This is a genomic window from Psychroserpens sp. (genome assembly GCF_036960315.1).
GTDB lineage: Bacteria > Bacteroidota > Bacteroidia > Flavobacteriales > Flavobacteriaceae > Psychroserpens.
This window is the reverse complement of the sequence record NZ_JBALVR010000002.1, coordinates 86,152-107,130: the sequence shown is the minus strand read 5'-3', so window position 1 is coordinate 107,130 and position 20,979 is coordinate 86,152. Positions and strand designations below refer to the sequence as shown.

Sequence of the window (20,979 nt, the reverse complement as noted above, 5' to 3'; positions counted from 1 at the left end):
ACCTTTCTTACATTTATAGAGCTAAATATATCACAATCAAAACGATGCTTATGAGGGCTTTATTAATAGTTGTTTTTATTCTGTTTTCATATCAGGCTTTTACGCAGGATTTGAATATGCAAGATGGTACGTTTAACCGATGTGCACCAGACTTGTTTTTTGATTCTGGAGGCTTAGGAGGAAACTATTCAAATAATGAAAATTATGTATCAACAATTTGCCCTGAAGTTTCTGGTGAATCAATAACCGTAGATTTTCTCAGTTTCAATACACAATTAAACGTTGATGTTTTAACTATTTATGATGGTGATAATACATCTGCACCAATCATAGGGTCCTACGCTGGTGGAGGTGGATCTGGACCAGGAACTGTTACTGCATCACAATCAAATCCAAGTGGTTGTCTTACTTTTCAATTTGTGTCAAATGAAACAGGTATAACTGCAGGATGGGAAGCAGTAATTAGCTGTGACGTTCTCATCGTAGATGAAATTATAGATTTTCCAGACATTAGTTTTAAAAATTATCTTCTCAATTGTTACTCTTGTATGGATAATGATGAAATTGGAACTAATTATCCTTATTCTATAGATACAAATTTTGATGGTGAGGTATCTCAACAAGAAGCAAGTCAAGTAGTGCGTTTGATAGTTTCTGATAAAGATATTACCTCAATGGAAGGCATAGATTATTTTACAAGCTTAGTTGACTTAAGAGTTGATATAGGTTGGTCTGGATATAATAACAATAATGATATAGATCATTTAGATTTGAGCAGTAACGTAAATTTAGAATATTTGTATGTTAACTCTATAGTAACTGAAGATAATCAATGGGCAATGTCTAATCACCCAACTGTTGGATTAAATACGATTAATATTGACAATTGTACTAAACTTCGAACATTAAAATTATGGTATCAAGACTTAGATGATTTGGATTTAAGTCAGTCTACATATCCAGATTTAGAAACCATTAACATAAGGACGAATGGATTAGATACTATAGATTTTGGTACTAATGAATTTACATCACTGAAAAATTTGTTTCTCCAAGAGAATAACATTATTTCTCCAATTGTATTGAATGTTCCTGCAACAAATAACATGCTAACTCAAATCAATTTTGAGGACAGTGATTTGCCTTCCTTTGAAATGACTGTAGGTAACTATCCGCTATTAGAAACATTGAATTTATATAATAATGATATATCGGATATTTCAAGTATCAATGCAAGTACTTTTCCTTTGTTAACCCATTACAATGTTGGAAACAATGTAGGTATTCCTGAGGCTGTCGTAACCAATATGCCTTCGTTAGTTGAATTTGATTGTAGTAATAACGCCATCTCAAGTTTGGATGTTTCTAATAACTTAAACTTAGAGATATTAGACGCTGATTTTAATGACATATCTAGTATTAATCTAGGTACTATCTCTAATTTAACTTCATTGCGGATTGGAATAAATGAATTAGATGAGTTGGATGTAAGTAATTTATCTTTATTAAGATTTCTAGGTCTTTTCGATAATAATTTGACCGTATTAGATGTGTCTCAAAACACTAATTTAAAAGAGTTGAATGTGTCATATAATAATTTGACTGTATTAGACATGTCTCAAAATGGTTCTTTGTGGGAATTATATGTAACTCAAAACCAGCTATTGTATTTAAATTTGAAAAACGGAAATAATTTATATATTGACTGTTGTGAAGGTTATTGCCAATGTGTATACAGATTTGGGATAACTGGTAATCCTGATTTAAGTTATGTTTGTATAGATAATACCGACTATACAGGATGGTCGGCTGAAATTCTTTGGGTAACTGAAGCTATAGAAGATGCAGGTCTCGTAAACTGTGTTATAAGTGATGAATGCCCATTTATTCCAGATGGAGAATTTTATGCTCTTGAAGGAAATAATAAATTAAATACGAACATAGATGACTGTTTAGAATCTGATTCTTCAGTACCAAATTTGAAGTTTAGCATAGACAATAGTGTATTCAATGGAAATTACATATCCAATCAAACGGGTAGTTATAGTATTCCGTTAATTCAGGGAGAATTTATCATTACTCCAGAATTAGAAAATCCAGACTATTTTACGGTTTCGCCAAGTTCGGTTACAGTTGAGTTTCCAGATCAGATATCGCCGATGACTCAAGATTTTTGCATTACTCCAACAGATGATTTTAATGATCTCGAAATTCTAATTTCACCAATTAATCAAGCCATTCCGGGTTTTGATACTATGTATAAGTTGAGTTATAAAAACGTAGGTACTAATGCACTTTCGGGGAACTTGAGTTTTGATTTTAGTAATAGCGCTAACTATATGTCTCACCTTTCTTCTATTCCTACTGAAAATTTAAATGTCAACAATGTTCTTACTTGGAATTATTCTGATTTGGCTCCATTTGAAGAACGAGAGATACTAATAGAGTTTAATATGAACACACCAACAGATCCTAATTTTCCATTGAATTCTGGTGATGAGTTAAATTTTAACGCTTCTATTATTCATACCCAAACGGATGAGACTCCTGATAATAATATATTCAATTTAAAACAAATCGTTGTCAATTCATTAGATCCAAATGACATTAGATGTTTAGAAGGAGAAAATATTTTACCAGAACGTGCAGGAGAATATGTGCACTACATCATTCGTTTTGAAAATGTTGGAACCACTAATGCTACTAATATTGTAATCATAGACTATATAGATGAAACCAAATTTGATATATCCTCTTTAGTACCCTTAGATGGTGGTCACGAATTCTATACTCGAATTGATGAAGGAAACCAAGTAAAGTTCATTTTCGATAATATCAATTTACCGTTTGACGATGCCAATAATGATGGTTATGTTGTGTTCAAAATTAAAACCTTAGACACTTTAGTTCTTGGTGATACCTTTTCTAACCAAGCAGAGATCTACTTCGATTTTAATGCACCAATCATAACGAATACCTATACGACCGAAGTTTCCGAAGAGCAATTAAGTGTTTCAGATTTTAATACGGTTAATACAAGAGTGTATCCAAACCCAGTTACTAATATCTTGACTATTGAGAGTGATACTATTCTAAAGGCTGCAACCATATATGATATTAATGGTCGCGCCATATTAAGGTCGAAATTTGATAACTCAAACCATCAAATGAACTTAAGTGCGCTACAAGCCGGAATTTACTTTTTAAAAGTAGTTACTAACAATGGAAGTGAAACCTTGAAGCTGGTTAAAAAGTAGCGTAATGACTCAGGTTTTGACCTGTATTGATGTGGCGATAAATTGGCTTTAACATATAATTAGCTGTTAAAATTTGGAATTTCTCGTTCAACGGATTGATTTTTTTACTACATTTAGGATATATTAAAACAAAAATATTGCCTATACGACAAATCTACTCTAAACCCTAAACCCAATTAAAAAAATGGCGAGAGCAATGTTTGAGTACACGAAAACTGTACTTAATAAAGTTAGTTTCGATGCTAGCTTATTCTGTAAAGAATTACAAAAAGCCCTTCAACGCTTATTACCTTATGAAATTGAAGAGCTTAAGATTTACATTAAATCTTTAATCTTACAGAACCCGGAATTAGATCAATGTTTAATCTTATTAAAATAGAAAAAAGCGACTTACGAGTCGCTTTTTTATGCTTTTAAATGTAATGTTAGTTTATGCTATTTAGCTATCGGACTAATAATCTCAACATTCTGAAATGCGATAGCACCTCTAATGATTCCTGAAATCACATTATGTAAGGCGTCAATAATCTGCATTTTTAATTCATTTTTATGATAAATAATACTCACTTCTCTAGCTGGAGATGGTTCATTAAAATGATGAAGTTGGGTTGACATTTTTTCATTTAAATCTAAAGTGTTGAGATAGGGAAGTAGTGTCATTCCCAGGCCTTCATTAGATAATTTAACCAAAGTTTCTATACTACCACTTTCTAATTGAAATTGGTCATCTTGATGCGTTTTAAAAGCTTTGCATAGGTTAATGACACCATCTCTAAAACAATGTCCATCCTCTAATAGAAGCATATCATTAATGTCTAAATCCGATACATCTATCTTTTTCTTATCCTTTAGACGATGATCATTAGGAATATAGCCAACAAAAGGTTCGTAATACAATACGCGTTCTTTAATGTTAACGTGCTCTAATGGTGTTGCCGCAATGGCAGCATCTAAGTGACCATCTTGAATTCGAGTGATGATTTCTTCTGTTGTTAACTCTTCAATTTTGAGCTTTACCTTAGGATATTTTTTAATAAAGCTCTTAAGGAACATAGGTAGTAATGTGGGCATTACTGTTGGGATAATTCCTATTCTAAACTCTCCGCCTATAAATCCTTTTTGCTGATCTACTATATCCTGAATACGATCAGATTCGTCTACAATATTCTTGGCTTGTTGTACAATTTTGCGACCAACATCTGTGAGTTCGATAGGTTTTTTGCTTCTATCAAAAATTTGAATATCTAATTCATCTTCCAATTTTTGAATTTGTGTGCTTAGCGTTGGTTGTGTAACAAAGCATTTTTGTGCAGCTTTGGTGAAGTTCTTATGTTCTGCTATGGCTAATACGTAATTTAACTGTGTAATTGTCATTGTAATTCATTTAGGCTATAAAAATACAAAAACTATTCATAAAAACTATGATAGATATTGTTAATTATAAAACCCATTTGCATTTATATAAACAATAATTAAGCCCTTCAAGATGACTCTCGAAGGGCTTAATGTTAATTAAAATAATAACCAACCAACTAATATAGTTTTATCACTAAATATGATTTATTCGCACTCACGTTCAAATGCTAAGAAATTATTACCAGATTCTAATTGAATAAATGCTTCATTACATGCAACCACAGTCCAGTCATATTGTGATATAACATCGTATGGAGCAGGCAAGGTTAAAAACACAAATACGACTCCATTTGGATTACTTGATGTTTCCCATGTTCCTGTTAATGTGTCTTCAGACTCTGTGTTTGTAATCGTTATAGTTCCATCTTCATTAAATGTAAATGTATCTGCTATAAAGGTATTTATTAAGTTGGTTCCAGCATACCACAGGCATTCTTCTAGAATGGCGGAGATATCTTCTTCAGAGCAATCTGCTCCATTATTATCATCTTCACAGTCTACAAAATCATCTGCGTCAAATCCTTCACATTCTGCATAGCAAGCATTAGGGAATACAATAATTTCTACACCTCCATTAGGCGTTTCAACTTGTACGCATACTGGATCAATTTCTTGATCTAAGCACTCAATACATTCATTTTCATCTTGACAGTTTACAAAATCCTCAGAATCATAGCCAAGACATTCTGCGACGCAAGCATTTAGCAGTGTAATAATTTCTATACCTGACCCTGTTTCTATTTGTACACATACTGCAGGACCTGCTACATTTTCACAATCGCAGTCATCATCATCATAATCGAAGCAATCTTCTAAAAGATCTTCAAATTCTTCTACATTGTTTATAGTAACTACTTCATTTTCATCGTCATCATCATCAGTTAAGGTTACATCAAATGGGTATACAAAATCAAAATAGTAAGCATTGTATAATGAGTTATCTAATTCTTCCTGTGAGTTTACAGTAATAGTTTCGTTATTATCTGTAATAATTGTTAATGGGAAATTAAATGTAAAGCATTCAGTTCCTCCAGGGCAGTTATAATCTTCTTCGCAATTTTCGGCAAAATCGTTTTCTGTAAATCCGTCACATTCAGCAGCACAAGCATTTGGGTATGTCATTAAAAATGTTTCTCCATCAGGAGCTTCTACTTCAACACATACTGGATTGTAATCTTGAGTGCAAATGCAATCATCAATTTCATCAAAATCACAGTCTTCTAATAAGTCTACAAATTCCTCTTCATTATTGATAGTCACAACAACAATTGCATCTGAATCATCGTCATAAGTTTCTACATCAAAAGGAAATGCGATACCATTTACGTATAAGTCATCGTTAGAATTGATTATCACTACAATTAAATCTTCTAAGTTATTTACAGTAACAGTTGTACCGTTATTGTAAGATAAGTCTAATGGATACACAAAATCAAAACAGAAATCGAAAACAATATTTCCAGTTGGGTTTTCATCTGGAATCATATTTCCTTGGTTGTTGAATTGTAATCTTAATTCAGATAAGGATGCCGTGATAGATGCACTTTCATCAATATTTTGTTCTTCTATTACTGGTTCATCATTGGTACATGATGTAAAGAAAGCCGCAATTAAAGCGAAGCTTAAAAGGAATAATTTAAAATTTCTTTTCATAACATTTTTTTTTGATTTATAATATTTGACATTAATCATTACTAAGACAACACTTAAAAAGAATACCCTACTTTTTTCTCTAATTTTTTTTTATTTAGTTTTGACATGTTCACATTTAAACCAATTAATGACTAAAGATCAAGATAACATATGTCATTCTAAAACTTTTGAGTCCATATATCGAAAGTATGCAAAAGACCTTAGAAGATTTATATTTTATAAAACCCAAGATATAGATAAAGCCGAAGATATTCTTCAGGAAACCTTTATTAAACTTTGGGATAATTGTGGTAAAGTGAATCATGAAAGTGTGAAAAGCTACTTGTACACTGTCGCATCAAATACATTTTTAAATATTGTAAAACATGAACAGGTCGTTAGAAAACATCAACAAAGTTTAGTGAATCATACCACAAATGAATCTCCCGAATTTATAATGCTAGAGAAAGAGTTTATGGAAAAGCTCGATCGTACTATTAATACACTTCCAGAAAAACAAAAAGAAGTGTTTTTACTTAATAGAATAGAAAAAAAGAAATATAAAGAGATTGCAGTACAGTTGGATATTTCGGTTAAAGCAGTGGAGAAAAGAATGCATTTGGCACTTTTAGTAATCCGACGAGATATAGGAAATATTTAAAAAAATAAAATTTAGGGTAGGGTTTTATGAAACCCAATTGTCTTAATAGTAGAAATCTTATGAATACAGAACATTTAAATAACGAAAAGGATACATTTTTAGCAGAATGGTTGGAAGGGAAACTCTCTGATACAGCGCTAAAGTCTTTGGTATCTGAAGCTGATTTTAATGCCTTTTTAAAAATAAGAAAAGGGATTGAAACTTTTGAGGTTTTAGATTCATCAACCGATGCCTCGTTTGAAAAAATTCAAGAAAACATTACTCAGAAGAGTACTAAAGTTCGTAAGCTAAACCCAAATAGTTGGCTCATTGGTGTTGCCGCATCTATTGTCTTGTTTTTTGGGTTATTCTCCATTCTTGGCGATGATATGATTACTATAGAAACTAATTATGGTGAACATAAAACAATTGCGCTTTTAGATGGTTCTGAGGTGATACTTAACTCCAAATCTACCTTGACTTATAATGAAGATGATTGGGAGTCTAATCGAACTTTAAACCTTGATGGCGAGGCTTATTTTAAAGTTAAAAAAGGAAGTACGTTTACAGTAGAAACTCAAAATGGAAACGTGAACGTTTTAGGAACGCAATTCAATGTGAATAGTGTTAGCGATTTGTTTGAAGTGATTTGCTTCGAAGGAAAAGTAAGTGTTCAGACCAAAAATGAGGATTATTTGTTATTGCCAACAAATTCGGTAAGACGAATTAATGGCAACACTATCGAAAAATGGGAAACATCAGGCGCAAATCCAACATGGATACATGGCGAAAGTTCATTTAAAAGTGTGCCTTTAAAATATGTGATTTCTGCATTGGAATCACAATACCAAATTACAATTCATGATAAAGACATAGATCAAAAACAAATTTATACAGGTAGTTTTACTCATAAAGATTTGAATATCGCGTTAAAAACGGTGTTTAAGTCTTTACAAATACGATACATTGAAAAAGAAAAAGGAAACATCTATTTGAGCACAAAGTGAAGAAATTGATTATCAATATTTTACTAATTCTACCTTTTTTAGCCTTTTCGCAAGAAGAGGCTAAATTTTACATCCATTTCGATAGTGAATCACTAAAAGATGCTTTTGAAACTATTGAAGATGTTTATGATGTTCGATTTTCATTCAAAGATGAGGTCATAAAGAATAAAACCATCAGTTTAAAAAAAGAGAAACGCTCCATAAAACAATTGCTTAAGGCTATAGAAACCGAAACCAATCTTAGTTTTGAAATCGTAGCTAATCGCTATATCATAGTCAATAAAGCTGAACACGAGTTCGATATTCAAGAGCTTGATAAAATTATTCTCACACGTTATCTCACAAAAGGGATCTCGAAACGAAAGGACGCCTCCTATAAAATAAATCCAGCCAGTTTCGGCATATTGCCTGGTCTCACCGAACCAGATGTCTTAGAAAGTATTCAATTACTACCAGGAGTTGTTAGTCCAAACGAAACAGCTTCTGGTTTTCTAGTTAGAGGCGGTAAGATGGATCAAAACAGATTGATTTGGGATGGCATCAATATGTATCATAAAGGACATCTCTTTGGAATGATTTCTCCATTTAATCCCAACGCTACAAAAAATGTAACTTTTATCAATAAAGGAACGCACCCAAGATATGGTGAACGTGCCTCTAGTGTAATTTCTATGACTACCAACACCAAGATTGAAGACCAATTTAAAGCACAATTAGGCTTTAATGGGATCAATGGAGATGCTTACATAGAGACTCCAATTATTGAAAATAAGTTAGGTGTTCAGGCTTCGGTGAGGTCGAGTTATACGAATATTTATCAGTCTTATACGTTTGACCAATTGGCGGATAAAGTGTTTGAAAGCACTAAAATTGAAAATGGAGATAACTCAAACAATGACTTTAGTTTTTTAGATTATAATGTAAAGCTTAACTATCAACCTAATGCTAATAATAGGGTATATGCCAGCGTGATTTCTATTGATAACGAATTGGATTATGCCGTTAATGATACCGAAAGTAATAAAACCTTTACTGATCTAATGTCGATTAAAAACTCAGGTTATGGCTTGGGTTGGGATACAACATGGAATTCTAATTTAAAACAGCATACGTCTGCATATTTTTCAGAATATAAACTCAATTATCATTTTATTACTTCGGAAAATGGAGAGCAAATATCAGATTTTGAAAAACGTAATGTTATTTTTGATTCTGGGATTTCTACCGAATTTCAACAACGCATAAACGATAATAATTCGGCTACACTAGGATATCAGTACAGCCTGAAAGATGTTGCCTATGCCTTTTTAAATACAACAAATTTGGAATTTATTCTTGATGAAGATAAAACGGTTGTACAAACGCATAGTGTATATGGAAATTACGAGTATAAAAACTCGAAAGTTTTTGATATTTCCGTTGGCGCTAGAGCAACTTATTTTAACGAATTGGATGCTTTTAGATTGGAGCCTCGACTGAATTTGTATAAACAACTCTTTAAAAATGTAAAGCTTCAAGTTTCTGGAGAGATAAAAAATCAGGTAATTAGCGAGATAGATGAAACGATAATAAGTGACTTGTCACTAGAAAATAGGCTTTGGCGATTGGCAAATGGTGAAGAGTTTCCAATTATTAATAGCAAGCAGATTTCCGCAGGTTTTATTTATACGAATAACGGTTGGACCGTTGATATCGATAATTATTACAAAACATTAGATAATATTACGGCCTTGTCTTTTGGTTTTTTGAATCCCCAAGGCAGTCAGTTTAATTTGGGCGAACAGAAGATTTATGGCATTGATGTGTTTTTAAGAAAGCGATTTGGCGGTTTTAATTCTTGGTTGAGTTACTCGTTTAATAATTCTGAAAGTAAATACCAAAACTTAAATGCTGATGCCTTTTTTGTGTCCAGATCTAATGTGAGACACGCATTTACGACATCGCTGAGTTATAAGGTTTCAAATTTGCAAGTCGCACTGGGATGGCGATGGCAAACCGGAAAGCCTTATACCGAATCTGTTGATGGACAAAATGGTTTGGAGTTTAACGATGGGATAAATTCTAAGCGCTTACCAGATTATCATCGCTTGGATTTCTCATCAACCTATACCTTTAAATTTTCTAAAGATGACAAGCTAAGAGCTAAAGTAGGTGTATCAATACGAAATGTTTACAGTAAGACTAATTTGATAAGTCGTGAGTATCGTGGTAATAATGACTTTAATGCTGATATAGAAGCCATTGATAAGTTTTCTATTGGCTTTACACCTAACTTAATGTTTCGATTGTACTGGTAATAAAAAAAGAACCTTATGACTAAGGTTCTTTTTTCGACTAAATAATGGATTGATTTTTTTGATTGATGTGTTTTATACTAAAATCTGATGGCTAATTTTAGATCTTCTTTTTCTACTTTAAATTTTGCATCGTCATAAATTGGAGGTCCAAAACTTCTTGGATTGTTAGATGTTCCGTATGACTCTTTTGGCATGCCGTTTTCTTCAAAATCCATTCTATTATTATCATTAGCATCATGTAATACCATGATTGCGTATTCTCCAGGTTGCACATTTTTGAAAGTAATGGTTGCTTTTCCGTCTTTAATTTTTGATTCCGAGCTTTGAATTCCAGCACCTTTCATAAAGGTATCTTTAGTGTTTAGAGAGACTAGAAATTGACCGTCATCACTTACAGCGTTCTCAATGGATACTGTGATTGTTTGTCCTTTTGTGTCTTGAGCGAATCCTAAAGTTGAAATTACTACTAATGCGATTGATAAAAATAAAGTTTTCATAATATGTTATTTTAAATGATTTGTTTGTTATTGATGATTCAAATATCCAACGAAACGAAGACTTTCCACAAAGAGAATAACCGAACTGTAACTTTTTATGGCTGAAATGTAAAAAAGGAAACACATCAGGTTAAATTGATGTGCTTCATGATCTATTTATTGAATATAATTCCTTCTAGTTACGTCCAGCATTCACGCCACCATCTGTATCCCAAATTGCTCCTGTGACCCAAGAGGCTTTATCAGATAATAAGAATGTAATGCTATTCGCTACATCTTTTGGTGTTCCAATTCGTCCAATAGGATGGAAGGCATTAAAACCTTCAAGCGCTTTTTTGGCTTCTTCTTTTCCTCCAAATACACTATCATATACAGGTGTTTGTACAACAGCTGGAGAGACAGCATTGACTCTAATATTATAATCTGCTAGTTCCATAGCCAAATGTTGCGTTAATGAATGTAAACCTGCCTTTTGCATAGAATAGGCCGATGAAGGAGTAGCCTTAACCGCTTGCTTTGCCCACATTGAACCAACGTTAACGATAGATCCTCCAGAAGTATCCTTCATTTTATTAGCTGCAGATTGTGTAATAAAGAAAAAGCCTCTATTCAAATCTAAATACGAATCGTAATCACTTTTAGTATGATCTAAAAAAGATTTAGGTCCAAAAACCCCTGAAGCGTTTACCAAATAGTCTAAGTTTTCTAAGCTACCGATTTTGGAAATTAAAGCATCGACTTCTAAAGCATCAGTAATATCTACTTTATGTTTTATTAAGTTCTGTTGATCTGCTACCTTTCCCGGAGAACGACCTACAATATGTACTGTTGCACCTTCATTTAATAAATGTTGTGCTGTTTCATAGCCGATACCACTGGTTCCGCCAATAATGAGTGCTGTTTTGTTTTCGAATTCTTTCATAATATATATTTGTTTTTAAGTAATAATAGACAGACAAGTCTGTCTATGTGAATGTAAATTTTTTTAGTTTTAAATTAGTTGTTTGCAAATTGTTTTAGCCGAATGAATAGGCCAGATGTCGTCTTGTAAATAACTTTCAGATATTGCGCTTTCATAAAGTAAGTAGACTTGTTTTGCAATCGCTTCACTTTTTTCTGCGGAAACAGCTTCCAAATTACCTTTTATGAGCTGAGTGATATAATCAATTAAGCTGTGCTTTTGTTTTAAAATTTTAGCTCTAATAGTTGTGTTTTTCTTCGGAATTTCAGAAATCGTATTGATACACCAACAACCGTTAAAGTTCTTGGTATTGAAAAACAGATCTAAGTAATCAAATAGCGCCAGAATGCGTTCTTCTCCTTTTTCTCTTTCGGCAACAAAGGCTTTTATTTCAGTAATAAAGGCAGAATTTTTATGCTGAAGGTAGGCGATACAAATATCTTCCTTGGATTTAAAATGATTGTATAAGGTAGCTTTAGCAATACCAGCTTCCTTAATGATTTCGTTTATACCAGTGAGGTTATACCCATTTTGATAGAACAAATTCGAAGCAGTTTGAATGATATGATCTTTAACTAAAGCGTGTTTCATTTGGCAAATATATAAAAAATTTTTTAAAAACAGACAGACTTGTCTATTTTCTACACTCTATCTATCATAGACATTGTATTTAAAATGCAATGTGCTATAATTATTGGCCATAAATTTCTGTCGAATTTCACATAGGCAATTCCCATTATTAAGCCAATTATAGCGACAGTTATAGAGCGTTCTGAAATATCATTTGAATGTCTAAAACCAAATATTAATGCTTGCATTAAGACAGCCAAAATAGTAGCTATCATTGTTTTCGAAAATAGTTTTTCAAACCATGTAATTAAAAATGCGCGATCGAGTAGTTCTTCCAAGAATGATTCTACTAAAACTATTGGCATAATCGAAAAGAACATGAGCCAATTTCCTTTTAAATATTTAAAGCTTGAGTTTGAACTTTTAGATGTAGATTCTGATTCTCCTAAAAAGCCCAGTGTTTCCTGGAGGATATTAAAGGTTATTATTGCTATAGCAATAACAATCACGACAAGAATTGAAATTAGTAATGTTTTTTTGAAACTTTTGGGTTTTCTTAAACCTAGATCTTTCCAAGTGTACCCTCTGGCTTTCATTCTCCAAGTTGCAACTGCCAACGTTGTTAATGTCCATAATAAGCCGTTAAGCAACGAAAATAAGTTTGGAATATATACTTCTCTCACTAAAAACATAACGGCTATGTAAATAGTTAAATCGAGTAAGATGCCTTTATGATTTATGGATTGCTTTGGTTTTTGGATAGTTGATACCATAGAATTGCTTAGTTAGTTTTTATTTGACCTCCTAAGCTCAATAAATGTTACAATTAGTTGTGATTTATTATTTCGGAATCAAAATTAAGGTTGCCAATACTTTTTAGGTATACACAAAGCAAACAATGTTTATTCCAAGTGGGAACTAGCTGTTATTAACTGTCAATTTTAGCCTTAATACGTTATTGCAGCTTTCGAGATGGTTGTATTTTTTTATGATTTTGAAACCGTATTTATCATAAAATGCTCTTCCGATATAATTTTTTTCAAATACTTCGACCTCCAATTCTGAATAATTTTTTTTAATAAAATTTACTAGTTTTGTGCCAATTCCTTTGGAATGGTTATTTGGTAAAACAAAAAGTCCGCCAATTTCATTATCTATCATGCTTATAAACCCAACTACAGAATTATCAATTTCGTATACCCAAGTTTCAGAGTTAGGAATATAGATGTTTGTCATATCCGACTTCACCTTTTCAACAAAACTAGAGCTCAAAAAAGGATGGGCTAATGTTGATGATTCATACCATATACTAATAATCTGTTCTAAATCCAGTGCTGTATGTTTTCTAATCATTTTTTCATTTTAATTTCGACACGCACATTCATGGTGTTCGTTAAGATAAGCAATGGTTGCTTTGCTCATTTTTTCAACGATTACTATATTAATGTCTGTGAGTTTTTTTACATAGATACAAGCTTTCCCCATTTTGAACTTGCCTAAATCATCCAAGAAGTGTTTGTGTTTTTCAATGGGTGAGTATACGTAAAGTGAGAAGGAAGCTTTTCGAGGGGAAAAACCAATTAATGGAGCATCTCCTTCGCGTCCGCTAGGATAAGTATAGTGGTAACTGCCAAAACCTATAATTGTTGGTCCCCACATTTTAGGTTCAAATCCTGACCATTTGCTCATTAATTCTATAAGTTGAAAGCTATCGGTTTTCTTTTGGTCATTGTCTACAAATGAATTGATAAAATCAATGACATTGACTTCTGTTTCGGTCGTCTTATTCTTTGCCATGAGTTTTTGGTTAAGCAACTAAGTTAATAAAAAAATGAATATGTTGAGAGTAAAATAAGATAGACTACAATAGACCTCTGGCTTTAATCTCTAAATACTTATTAATGGTATCTATAGTCAAATCATGCGGAGAGGTTAAGATCGACTGAATCCCATATTTTTGTAGTTCGGTAACAATCAATCGTTTTTCAAAAGCAAATTTCTCTGCAATAACCTTGTCGTAGGCTTGCTGTACGGTTTCGGCTTTTTCGGTAATGAGATTGTTAAGCTCTGTATTCTTAAAGAAAATCACAACCAATAAATGATTTTTGGCAATCCCTTTTAAGTAAGGTAATTGCCTGTGCAGCGCGTCTAAAGTTTCAAAATTGGTGTACAATAGCATCAAGCTACGTTGTTTGATATTTCGTTTAGTGTCTGCATAGAGTCTGCTGTAATCACTTTCAAAGAAATCGGTATTCACATTGTACAATGTTTCAAGAATAAGATTCATTTGAGACGTACGACGTTCGGCAACCACAATATTTTCTACCTTTTTCGAGAAGGCTAAAATACCTGCTTTGTCTTGTTTTTTTAGTGCTACATTAGAAATGACCAAAGCTGCATTAATTGCATAATCCAATAGTGTTAGGCCATCAAACGGCATTTTCATCATACGACCTTTATCGATAACAGAGTAGATAGGTTGCGATTTTTCATCTTGAAATTGGTTCACCATCAGGTGATTGCGTTTGGCCGTAGCTTTCCAGTTTATAGTTCGTAAGTCATCACCTAACACATACTCTTTGATTTGCTCAAATTCCATGGTGTGACCAATTTTTCTAATTTTTTTAATTCCGTATTGATGCAAATTATTACTTATGGCCATCAAATCGTATTTGCGCAATTGCATGAAACTCGGATAGGTTGGTACCATCGCATTGTCATCAGATGAAAATCGACGTGCAATCAATCCGAAGACTGAAGTGACATAGATATTTAATTTTCCGAAGTGATATTCACCACGTTCAACAGGACGCAGTTTGTATTGGATTTCTGAAGAACTCGATGCTTCCAATTTCCGCTCAATGCTAAAATCACGAACTTGGAATTGCTCTGGAATCTCATCTATAATTTTGATATGGACATTAAAAGTGTAATAGTTATTAATGATCAGATTTACCGGATTTTGATCACCATTTGAGAATTTTTCGGGTAAAACACGAGTCCCTTTTACGCCGTTTTTTGCCGTGAATAGAATGATAGTGTCCAGAATAGTGAGTGTCACTAATAGCAATAATAACAGTTTGACAATTGCAAAACCTCTAGGAAAAATAAAACTCAAAACAAACAATACCATTATGGCTATGCAAGCATAGAAGAATCTGTTTTGGATGTAAAAAGGCTTAATACGTTTCAAATTGTTTTTATGTTTGTTGATATGAGTTACTTGTTTTTCTAATTCTTATATCGGTTTCGTAATGTCTATTCTCTAAACTGTCTTTTAAATGCGTGATGTTTATATCATATTCAAATCCGTACATTTTGCATATAGTATCTAAAAGTTCTTTCTTTTGCTTGGCAATTTTTAAGCTGGTATTATATAAATTTAATGGCCCAAAAGCTTTGATTAATGGCGCCAATCCTGAACCCATAATAACGATAGGAAGCGCTGATATTACTCCAGAATCAAATACATACTTACCAAAAATAAATCCCCCTAAAATCAATACGACACCAATAATAGCATATAAAGTTACATGGCCGTAAGTGTTCGCTTTGGTTTTTAAAACAGCTTCATATTCAATATTTATTTTATCTATTTTATTTTTAAACTCAGCTTCTAATTTTATGACACCACATTTGTGTTGGAAATCAGGCTTTTTGTTGATTAAACTACAAAGTGTACCTTTCTTAAAGTCGATGATTTTATGATCACAAAATTTACAATGTTGAGTTAAGTCCATAGGTTTTATCTCGGAATCTCTACGGTTTCTATAATTTGTTTGATAATTTGCTTCGTAGTAACACCTTCCATTTCACGTTCTGGCGTTACGATGACACGATGTTGTAATACAGGTATAGCCGAACGCTTGATATCTTCTGGTGTTACAAAATCACGTCCGTCCATAGCAGCAAAAGCTTTACTCGCTTTTAAAATCGCAATCGAAGCTCTTGGTGAAGCACCTAAATATAAAAATGGATTGTTACGCGTATTGATAATCATATCGGCAATATATTTGATGAGGTGTGCCTCAATAATCACTTGCTCTACCAAAGCTTGAAATTTATTAATCTCTGCTTTGCTCAAATGCGCTTTTATCTGATCTGTTTTAAGAGCACCTTGTAAGTTTTGTTCTCTATTTAAGATTTCGACTTCTTCCTCCACATTGGGATAGTCGATATCTATTTTAAATAAGAAACGGTCTAACTGCGCTTCAGGCAAGCGATAGGTTCCTTCTTGCTCTATTGGGTTTTGTGTTGCCAGAACAATAAACGGTAAATCCATTTTAAATTTTTGTCCGTCTATGGTGATTTGACGTTCTTCCATGACTTCAAATAAAGCGGCTTGCGTTTTTGCTGGTGCTCTGTTAATCTCATCGATGAGAATCATATTTGAGAATATTGGACCTTGTTTAAATTCGAATTCTGAATTTTTCATATTGAAAACCGATGTCCCCAAAATATCACTAGGCATCAAATCTGGAGTAAACTGAATTCTGCTGAACCCTATGTCTAAAGATTTAGCCAATAACTTTGCAGAAATGGTTTTAGCCACACCAGGAACACCTTCAATGAGCGCGTGTCCATTAGCTAGGATAGACGCGATGAGCATGTCTATCATTCCTTTTTGACCAACGATGACTTTACTAATTTCATTTTTGATAAGTGCGACGCCTTCTTGAAGTTCGCTTAAATCAATTCGATTTTTAAAACTGAGATCACTTTTGGGATCTGCACGTTCTTCCGATGGTGTCGTCGTAGGCGTTTCTCCTAATAACGACTCATCAAATTGTTCGCTTTTAGGTGTCAATTCCTCGTTGTTGTTTTCGTCTAAATGTTCCATAATTTATGTGGTGTAAAAATCTTCAATAGCATTATTTAATCGTAACAAATCGCCTTCGTTACAATTGGTTTTTGCCTTTAAATATACAATCTGATTAATTAATTTTTTAGTATCACTGTTATCTTTTCCTGATTTTAGAGCTAGGTTTTTTACAAACTTGTCATCTAAAATTTGCGTATCTAAATAGTAGATGCGTCGGATGTATTCTAAGAAATAAGTGATTTTTTTCTCTATTAAATTGTCATGGTCTTTGGTTTCATAGTACAAATTTCCAATCGTTTTTGTGAAATCAACCGTTGTGTTTTTTAAAGGCTCTTTAACGCGTACGATACGTTGTTTTCTCTTGGCGTTAAAAATCATAAAAAGTAATGTGGTTATTAATGCCAAATACCAAGCCCAACGCAATGCTGGCTGACTAAATAAAAATCGCAATGGTGAATTGCCTAGTTTTTTTTCCATTTTATTTCTAGAATCAAAATAAATGGTATCGTCGCTTAAATAGGACATTACGCTAGAAGCATACTTTTGATTTGACTTCTTTAATAAATGATAATTGGTAAAGGCTATGGGTTGCAAATGGATATAAAAATGACCATCTCCCCAAGATGTTTTGATAAAGTTAATGTAGGTCTCATTACTAAATTTTTGATGCCCTAAAACCGTTGTGTAAAGCGTGTCTATTTCAGAAAAGTAAATGTTACTTAATCCTTTTTCTATCGTAATAGAGTCGGATTTAAAAGTTGGATTAGTAAACGTCAATTCTGCTTTCCCTTGAAAGGTGTAATCATTGCTGATACTAAATTCGAGAGAATCTAAGAGCTTATCAGGAAAGTAATTACTGGATATAAAAATATCGTTTCCAAAGGATGCAAAATCTAATAATTCTTGTGCTGATGTATTGTCTAATTCTGGGTAATCATCAATAACCATAAAGGTTCCTGTGGTAAGATAAGTACTATCTTCCCAACTGTAATAGTCATCAAAATACTCGTAAGGTGTTACCGTTACATTCTGAATCTTACTATCTGGAAACAAGTTTTCTAACTCTTCATAAAACACAAATGTTCCATAAGGGATTTTATGTGTTTCATTATAGCTTCTTTGCCAATTTATGGGAACAGGTGTTGAGAACTCAATTGCAGCTATACCTGCTAAAAGTAGTATCAAAATCCCAAGGTATATTTTTAGTGTTCTACTCATTTCCAAAGTGTTTTTAAAAATTGAGTAAATGCATTTTTTGCCTTGTTGAATTGATGTCCATCAATATCAAACTCACCATACCAAATATAATTGTAGAGATAGGAGGTATAAGAAAACTCTTCTTTGGTTTCGGTTTTCTCTATTTCTAAATAGTAATCGCTATTGGTTTTTTCTACGTCGTATTCTATGATTTCAGCTTCGGAAAGCGTTTTGAGCAACCATAGGTAATAATATCTGATGGCTAATCTATAATTGTCCTCACTTTCGGCTTCAGCGATAAGTGATTTAAAATTGGTTTCGTAAATATTGTTTTCAATATCTGTGACTGGAATAATGCGCTTATCTGAGGATTTGCCAAACACCCAATTACCTTCTTTATTGATAATGGCTTTAACAATAAAAAAGACGACTAATAGGAAAATAACAACATAAAAAACCTTTAAGGCGATATCTGTAAAATCTGAAGCTTGAGCATCAGAATTGATATTAAAAAGGTCTTTAAAGAAATCGGATAGCCACTGTTTAAAACGTGACCACCATCCTGAATTTTCTACAGTACGTTCATAAGTGAATTCGTCACCACCATATTTGTCTTTGAGATTATCATATTCACGTTTATCAATAGGTTCAGTATCGGTGTAAATAGAATCTTGTATGACTTTAACAACAGGAGTTTCATCAAAAACTGTTGCATTAGCATTTTGTGATATTCCGAAGAACAAAAAGATGATATGTAGGTAAAGCCATTTACTCACCAGATCCAATTAAATCAATGTCACTTTTTGTGTTAATGTTTTCATTGTCTTCTTTAAGACTATAAAAGACAATGCCTTGGTTGAGTTGTACAATTACATTTAAAAATGTACTCACTAAAAACGTCATTAGAAATATGCCCAACATTAAAATGGTAATACTTTTACCAATGTCATTTGAATCTGGGTTTACGCCAGGTTCAAGGTCGGTAAACATGTTTATCATTCCAAAAATATAGGGAATTAATGATACTACTTGTTGTGCAACATAACTCATTAAGTAAAACAACCCAACACAACCTATGGCTGCCCAGAATTTTGAGCCCATTAACCTCCATGAGTAACCAAAACTATCCCAAATACCTCTTTTATTGTTGAGGTATTCCATAAGTGCGCCTTGATAAAATAAGCTCACTGCTCCAATAACCATAGGAATAAGTAAAAACCCAATAATGGTAATAGCTAATATAAAAGTGGAAATCCCAGCAATCAAAACAGCGGGAATAGCCATGAGTAAACCACAAACCAAGTAAATAAAGATTTTACCAATATTTGCTTTATAGGTATTGATGATATCTGTAGCATTAAAATTTTTACCATCATTTTCGTCATATAATTTTAAGTAAATAGGAATAAAAGAATACGAAATCACACCTGCAACTACAGCAATGATAAAGAAGACAAAAACTAACAGAATAATGAGTCCGGCATTTTGGTCCATATACTCATCAATAACATTTAGATTCCCATTAACCAGGCCGCCAAAAACAATTTCAGTATAGAATTTACTAAAAAAGTAACCCATCACCATGAGTATCAAAAGGAAAATCCCGTTGATAATAAAAAAGTGCTTGAATAAGTGCTTTCCGTTTAGTTTTATAAACGCAAACGTGTCCTGAAAATACTCACCAAAGCTTCTGGATTTATATAGTTGCATCGATTTTTTTAATTTTTTTGTTCAGTATAAATGGGTAAATTAAATAGTAATAAGATATAACGCTAAGTGTCAATAAAATGATACCAACCGACAACCAGTTGGGCATTGTGTTAGAATATCGCGTCACATAGCCTTCTAGAAATCCAGCGGCAATGGTAAACGGAAACGTACTAATCAAAATTTTCACACCATTTTTAAATCCCATTTTAAAGGATCGCATTCTCGAGTAAGTCTTCGGAAATAAAATACTAGCTCCCAATATTAATCCAGCAGCACTTTCGATAACTATAGCAAATATTTCCATAGAACCATGAATCCAAATCCCTCTAACACTCTCCCATAGGACATCTTCTTTATAGAAAAAATACTGAAAAGCGCCAATCATGATACCATTATGTAACATATAATAAGCAGTTCCTAAACCACCTAATGTACCTAAAACGAAAGCATTAATGCCAACTATAATATTGTTTATTGTAATTCCGATAAAACTCCCCCAATTACTACCACTTTTATAAACAGCAACAGGATCTCCTGCTTCAATATTCTCTAAAGTTTCGTTTACATAACCATCACCTAAAATCAATCTCACAAACGAATCGTCATAAGCAGCAGATAAAGCTCCTATGGCTACAAAACCTAAAAATAGGATGAAGGCGTAAAGCACATAACGTCTATATTCGTAAACGATTAATGGGACTTCAGTTTTCCAGAAATAGACAAATCGATTGGTATCTTGACGCTTGGTTTTGTAAATTTTCTGAAAAGCTTTGACGGCTAAGTTGTTTAAATAAAGAATTGTTTTACTTTTGGGATAGTAAGTTTGGGCATAAGATAGATCATTTACTAACTGAATATAAAGTGATGCTAGTTCATCAGGATTTTTAAGAGTTTTTCCAAAAATAGCCTTTTCAAAATTGAGCCATTTTTCTTTATTTTGTTTAATAAATGCCACTTCTCTCATACGCTTTCA

Annotated in this window: 20 protein-coding genes; 5 read left to right on the top strand and 15 right to left on the bottom strand. The window is 32.8% G+C overall.

Annotated features, from left to right (window positions below):
• Window positions 1-50 precede the first annotated feature (50 nt).
• Both V7719_RS04165 and V7719_RS04160 read left to right on the top strand, forming a co-directional pair.
• Window positions 51-3,257 (top strand): DUF7619 domain-containing protein, encoded by a 3,207-nt coding sequence (locus V7719_RS04165; RefSeq protein WP_335728614.1) that lies wholly within the window; start codon window positions 51-53, stop codon window positions 3,255-3,257.
• Window positions 3,258-3,441: 184 nt separating this feature from the next.
• Window positions 3,442-3,636 carry a hypothetical protein gene (locus tag V7719_RS04160; protein ID WP_335728613.1) on the top strand — a complete coding sequence of 65 codons (195 nt, stop codon included), beginning with the start codon at window positions 3,442-3,444 and terminating at the stop codon, window positions 3,634-3,636.
• A 56-nt stretch (window positions 3,637-3,692) separates the two neighbouring features.
• On the opposite strand, the gene V7719_RS04155 is transcribed toward V7719_RS04160, so the two are convergent.
• The gene (locus tag V7719_RS04155; RefSeq protein WP_335728612.1) at window positions 3,693-4,631 is read right to left on the bottom strand and encodes a LysR substrate-binding domain-containing protein; all 939 of its coding nucleotides are present in this window, start codon (window positions 4,629-4,631) and stop codon (window positions 3,693-3,695) included.
• 186 nt (window positions 4,632-4,817) lie between these two features.
• Complete coding sequence (locus V7719_RS04150; RefSeq protein ID WP_335728611.1) at window positions 4,818-6,326, bottom strand: hypothetical protein; 1,509 nt, start codon at window positions 6,324-6,326, stop codon at window positions 4,818-4,820.
• A 127-nt stretch (window positions 6,327-6,453) separates the two neighbouring features.
• Here V7719_RS04150 and V7719_RS04145 point away from each other — a divergent pair, with 127 nt between their 5' ends.
• From V7719_RS04145 to V7719_RS04135, 3 genes are read left to right on the top strand one after another with little or no spacing between them, the layout of a single operon-like run.
• The gene (locus V7719_RS04145; RefSeq protein ID WP_335728610.1) at window positions 6,454-6,966 is read left to right on the top strand and encodes an RNA polymerase sigma factor; all 513 of its coding nucleotides are present in this window, start codon (window positions 6,454-6,456) and stop codon (window positions 6,964-6,966) included.
• A 59-nt stretch (window positions 6,967-7,025) separates the two neighbouring features.
• Complete coding sequence (locus tag V7719_RS04140) at window positions 7,026-7,952, top strand: FecR family protein (protein ID WP_335728609.1); 927 nt, start codon at window positions 7,026-7,028, stop codon at window positions 7,950-7,952.
• Between the two features lie 5 nt (window positions 7,953-7,957).
• A complete protein-coding gene (locus V7719_RS04135) occupies window positions 7,958-10,249 on the top strand; it encodes a TonB-dependent receptor domain-containing protein (protein ID WP_335728608.1) in 2,292 nt (763 codons plus the stop codon).
• 77 nt (window positions 10,250-10,326) lie between these two features.
• Here the strand turns inward: V7719_RS04135 and V7719_RS04130 are convergent, their stop codons facing one another.
• From V7719_RS04130 to V7719_RS04070, 13 genes are all read right to left on the bottom strand, one after another.
• Window positions 10,327-10,746, bottom strand: a complete 420-nt coding sequence (locus V7719_RS04130) for a DUF2141 domain-containing protein (RefSeq protein WP_335728607.1) — start codon at window positions 10,744-10,746, stop codon at window positions 10,327-10,329.
• Window positions 10,747-10,921: 175 nt separating this feature from the next.
• Complete coding sequence (locus V7719_RS04125; RefSeq protein ID WP_335728606.1) at window positions 10,922-11,668, bottom strand: SDR family NAD(P)-dependent oxidoreductase; 747 nt, start codon at window positions 11,666-11,668, stop codon at window positions 10,922-10,924.
• Window positions 11,669-11,737: 69 nt separating this feature from the next.
• The gene (locus tag V7719_RS04120; protein WP_335728605.1) at window positions 11,738-12,298 is read right to left on the bottom strand and encodes a TetR/AcrR family transcriptional regulator; all 561 of its coding nucleotides are present in this window, start codon (window positions 12,296-12,298) and stop codon (window positions 11,738-11,740) included.
• Between the two features lie 50 nt (window positions 12,299-12,348).
• Window positions 12,349-13,050 (bottom strand): CPBP family intramembrane glutamic endopeptidase, encoded by a 702-nt coding sequence (locus V7719_RS04115; RefSeq protein ID WP_335728604.1) that lies wholly within the window; start codon window positions 13,048-13,050, stop codon window positions 12,349-12,351.
• A 145-nt stretch (window positions 13,051-13,195) separates the two neighbouring features.
• Window positions 13,196-13,630, bottom strand: a complete 435-nt coding sequence (locus V7719_RS04110) for a GNAT family N-acetyltransferase (RefSeq protein WP_335728603.1) — start codon at window positions 13,628-13,630, stop codon at window positions 13,196-13,198.
• Window positions 13,631-13,639: 9 nt separating this feature from the next.
• A complete protein-coding gene (locus V7719_RS04105; protein WP_335728602.1) occupies window positions 13,640-14,074 on the bottom strand; it encodes a DUF1801 domain-containing protein in 435 nt (144 codons plus the stop codon).
• 64 nt (window positions 14,075-14,138) lie between these two features.
• Window positions 14,139-15,470 carry a DUF58 domain-containing protein gene (locus V7719_RS04100; RefSeq protein WP_335728601.1) on the bottom strand — a complete coding sequence of 444 codons (1,332 nt, stop codon included), beginning with the start codon at window positions 15,468-15,470 and terminating at the stop codon, window positions 14,139-14,141.
• 7 nt (window positions 15,471-15,477) lie between these two features.
• On the bottom strand, window positions 15,478-16,017 hold the full coding sequence (locus V7719_RS04095; protein WP_335728600.1) for a hypothetical protein: 540 nt from the start codon (window positions 16,015-16,017) through the stop codon (window positions 15,478-15,480).
• A gap of 5 nt (window positions 16,018-16,022) precedes the next feature.
• Window positions 16,023-17,117 (bottom strand): AAA family ATPase, encoded by a 1,095-nt coding sequence (locus tag V7719_RS04090; RefSeq protein WP_335728599.1) that lies wholly within the window; start codon window positions 17,115-17,117, stop codon window positions 16,023-16,025.
• 3 nt (window positions 17,118-17,120) lie between these two features.
• The gene (locus tag V7719_RS04085) at window positions 17,121-18,317 is read right to left on the bottom strand and encodes a DUF4350 domain-containing protein (protein WP_335728598.1); all 1,197 of its coding nucleotides are present in this window, start codon (window positions 18,315-18,317) and stop codon (window positions 17,121-17,123) included.
• Entirely contained in the window at window positions 18,314-19,072 is a 759-nt protein-coding gene (locus V7719_RS04080) for a DUF4129 domain-containing protein (RefSeq protein ID WP_335728597.1), read from the bottom strand. The genes V7719_RS04085 and V7719_RS04080 overlap by 4 nt, the downstream gene beginning before the upstream one ends.
• Window positions 19,065-20,006 carry a hypothetical protein gene (locus V7719_RS04075; RefSeq protein ID WP_335728596.1) on the bottom strand — a complete coding sequence of 314 codons (942 nt, stop codon included), beginning with the start codon at window positions 20,004-20,006 and terminating at the stop codon, window positions 19,065-19,067. The genes V7719_RS04080 and V7719_RS04075 overlap by 8 nt, the downstream gene beginning before the upstream one ends.
• Window positions 19,993-20,970, bottom strand: coding sequence for a stage II sporulation protein M (locus tag V7719_RS04070; RefSeq protein WP_335728595.1), 978 nt, complete (start codon window positions 20,968-20,970; stop codon window positions 19,993-19,995). Before V7719_RS04070 ends, V7719_RS04075 begins: the two co-directional genes overlap by 14 nt.
• Between the last annotated feature and the right edge of the window lie 9 nt (window positions 20,971-20,979).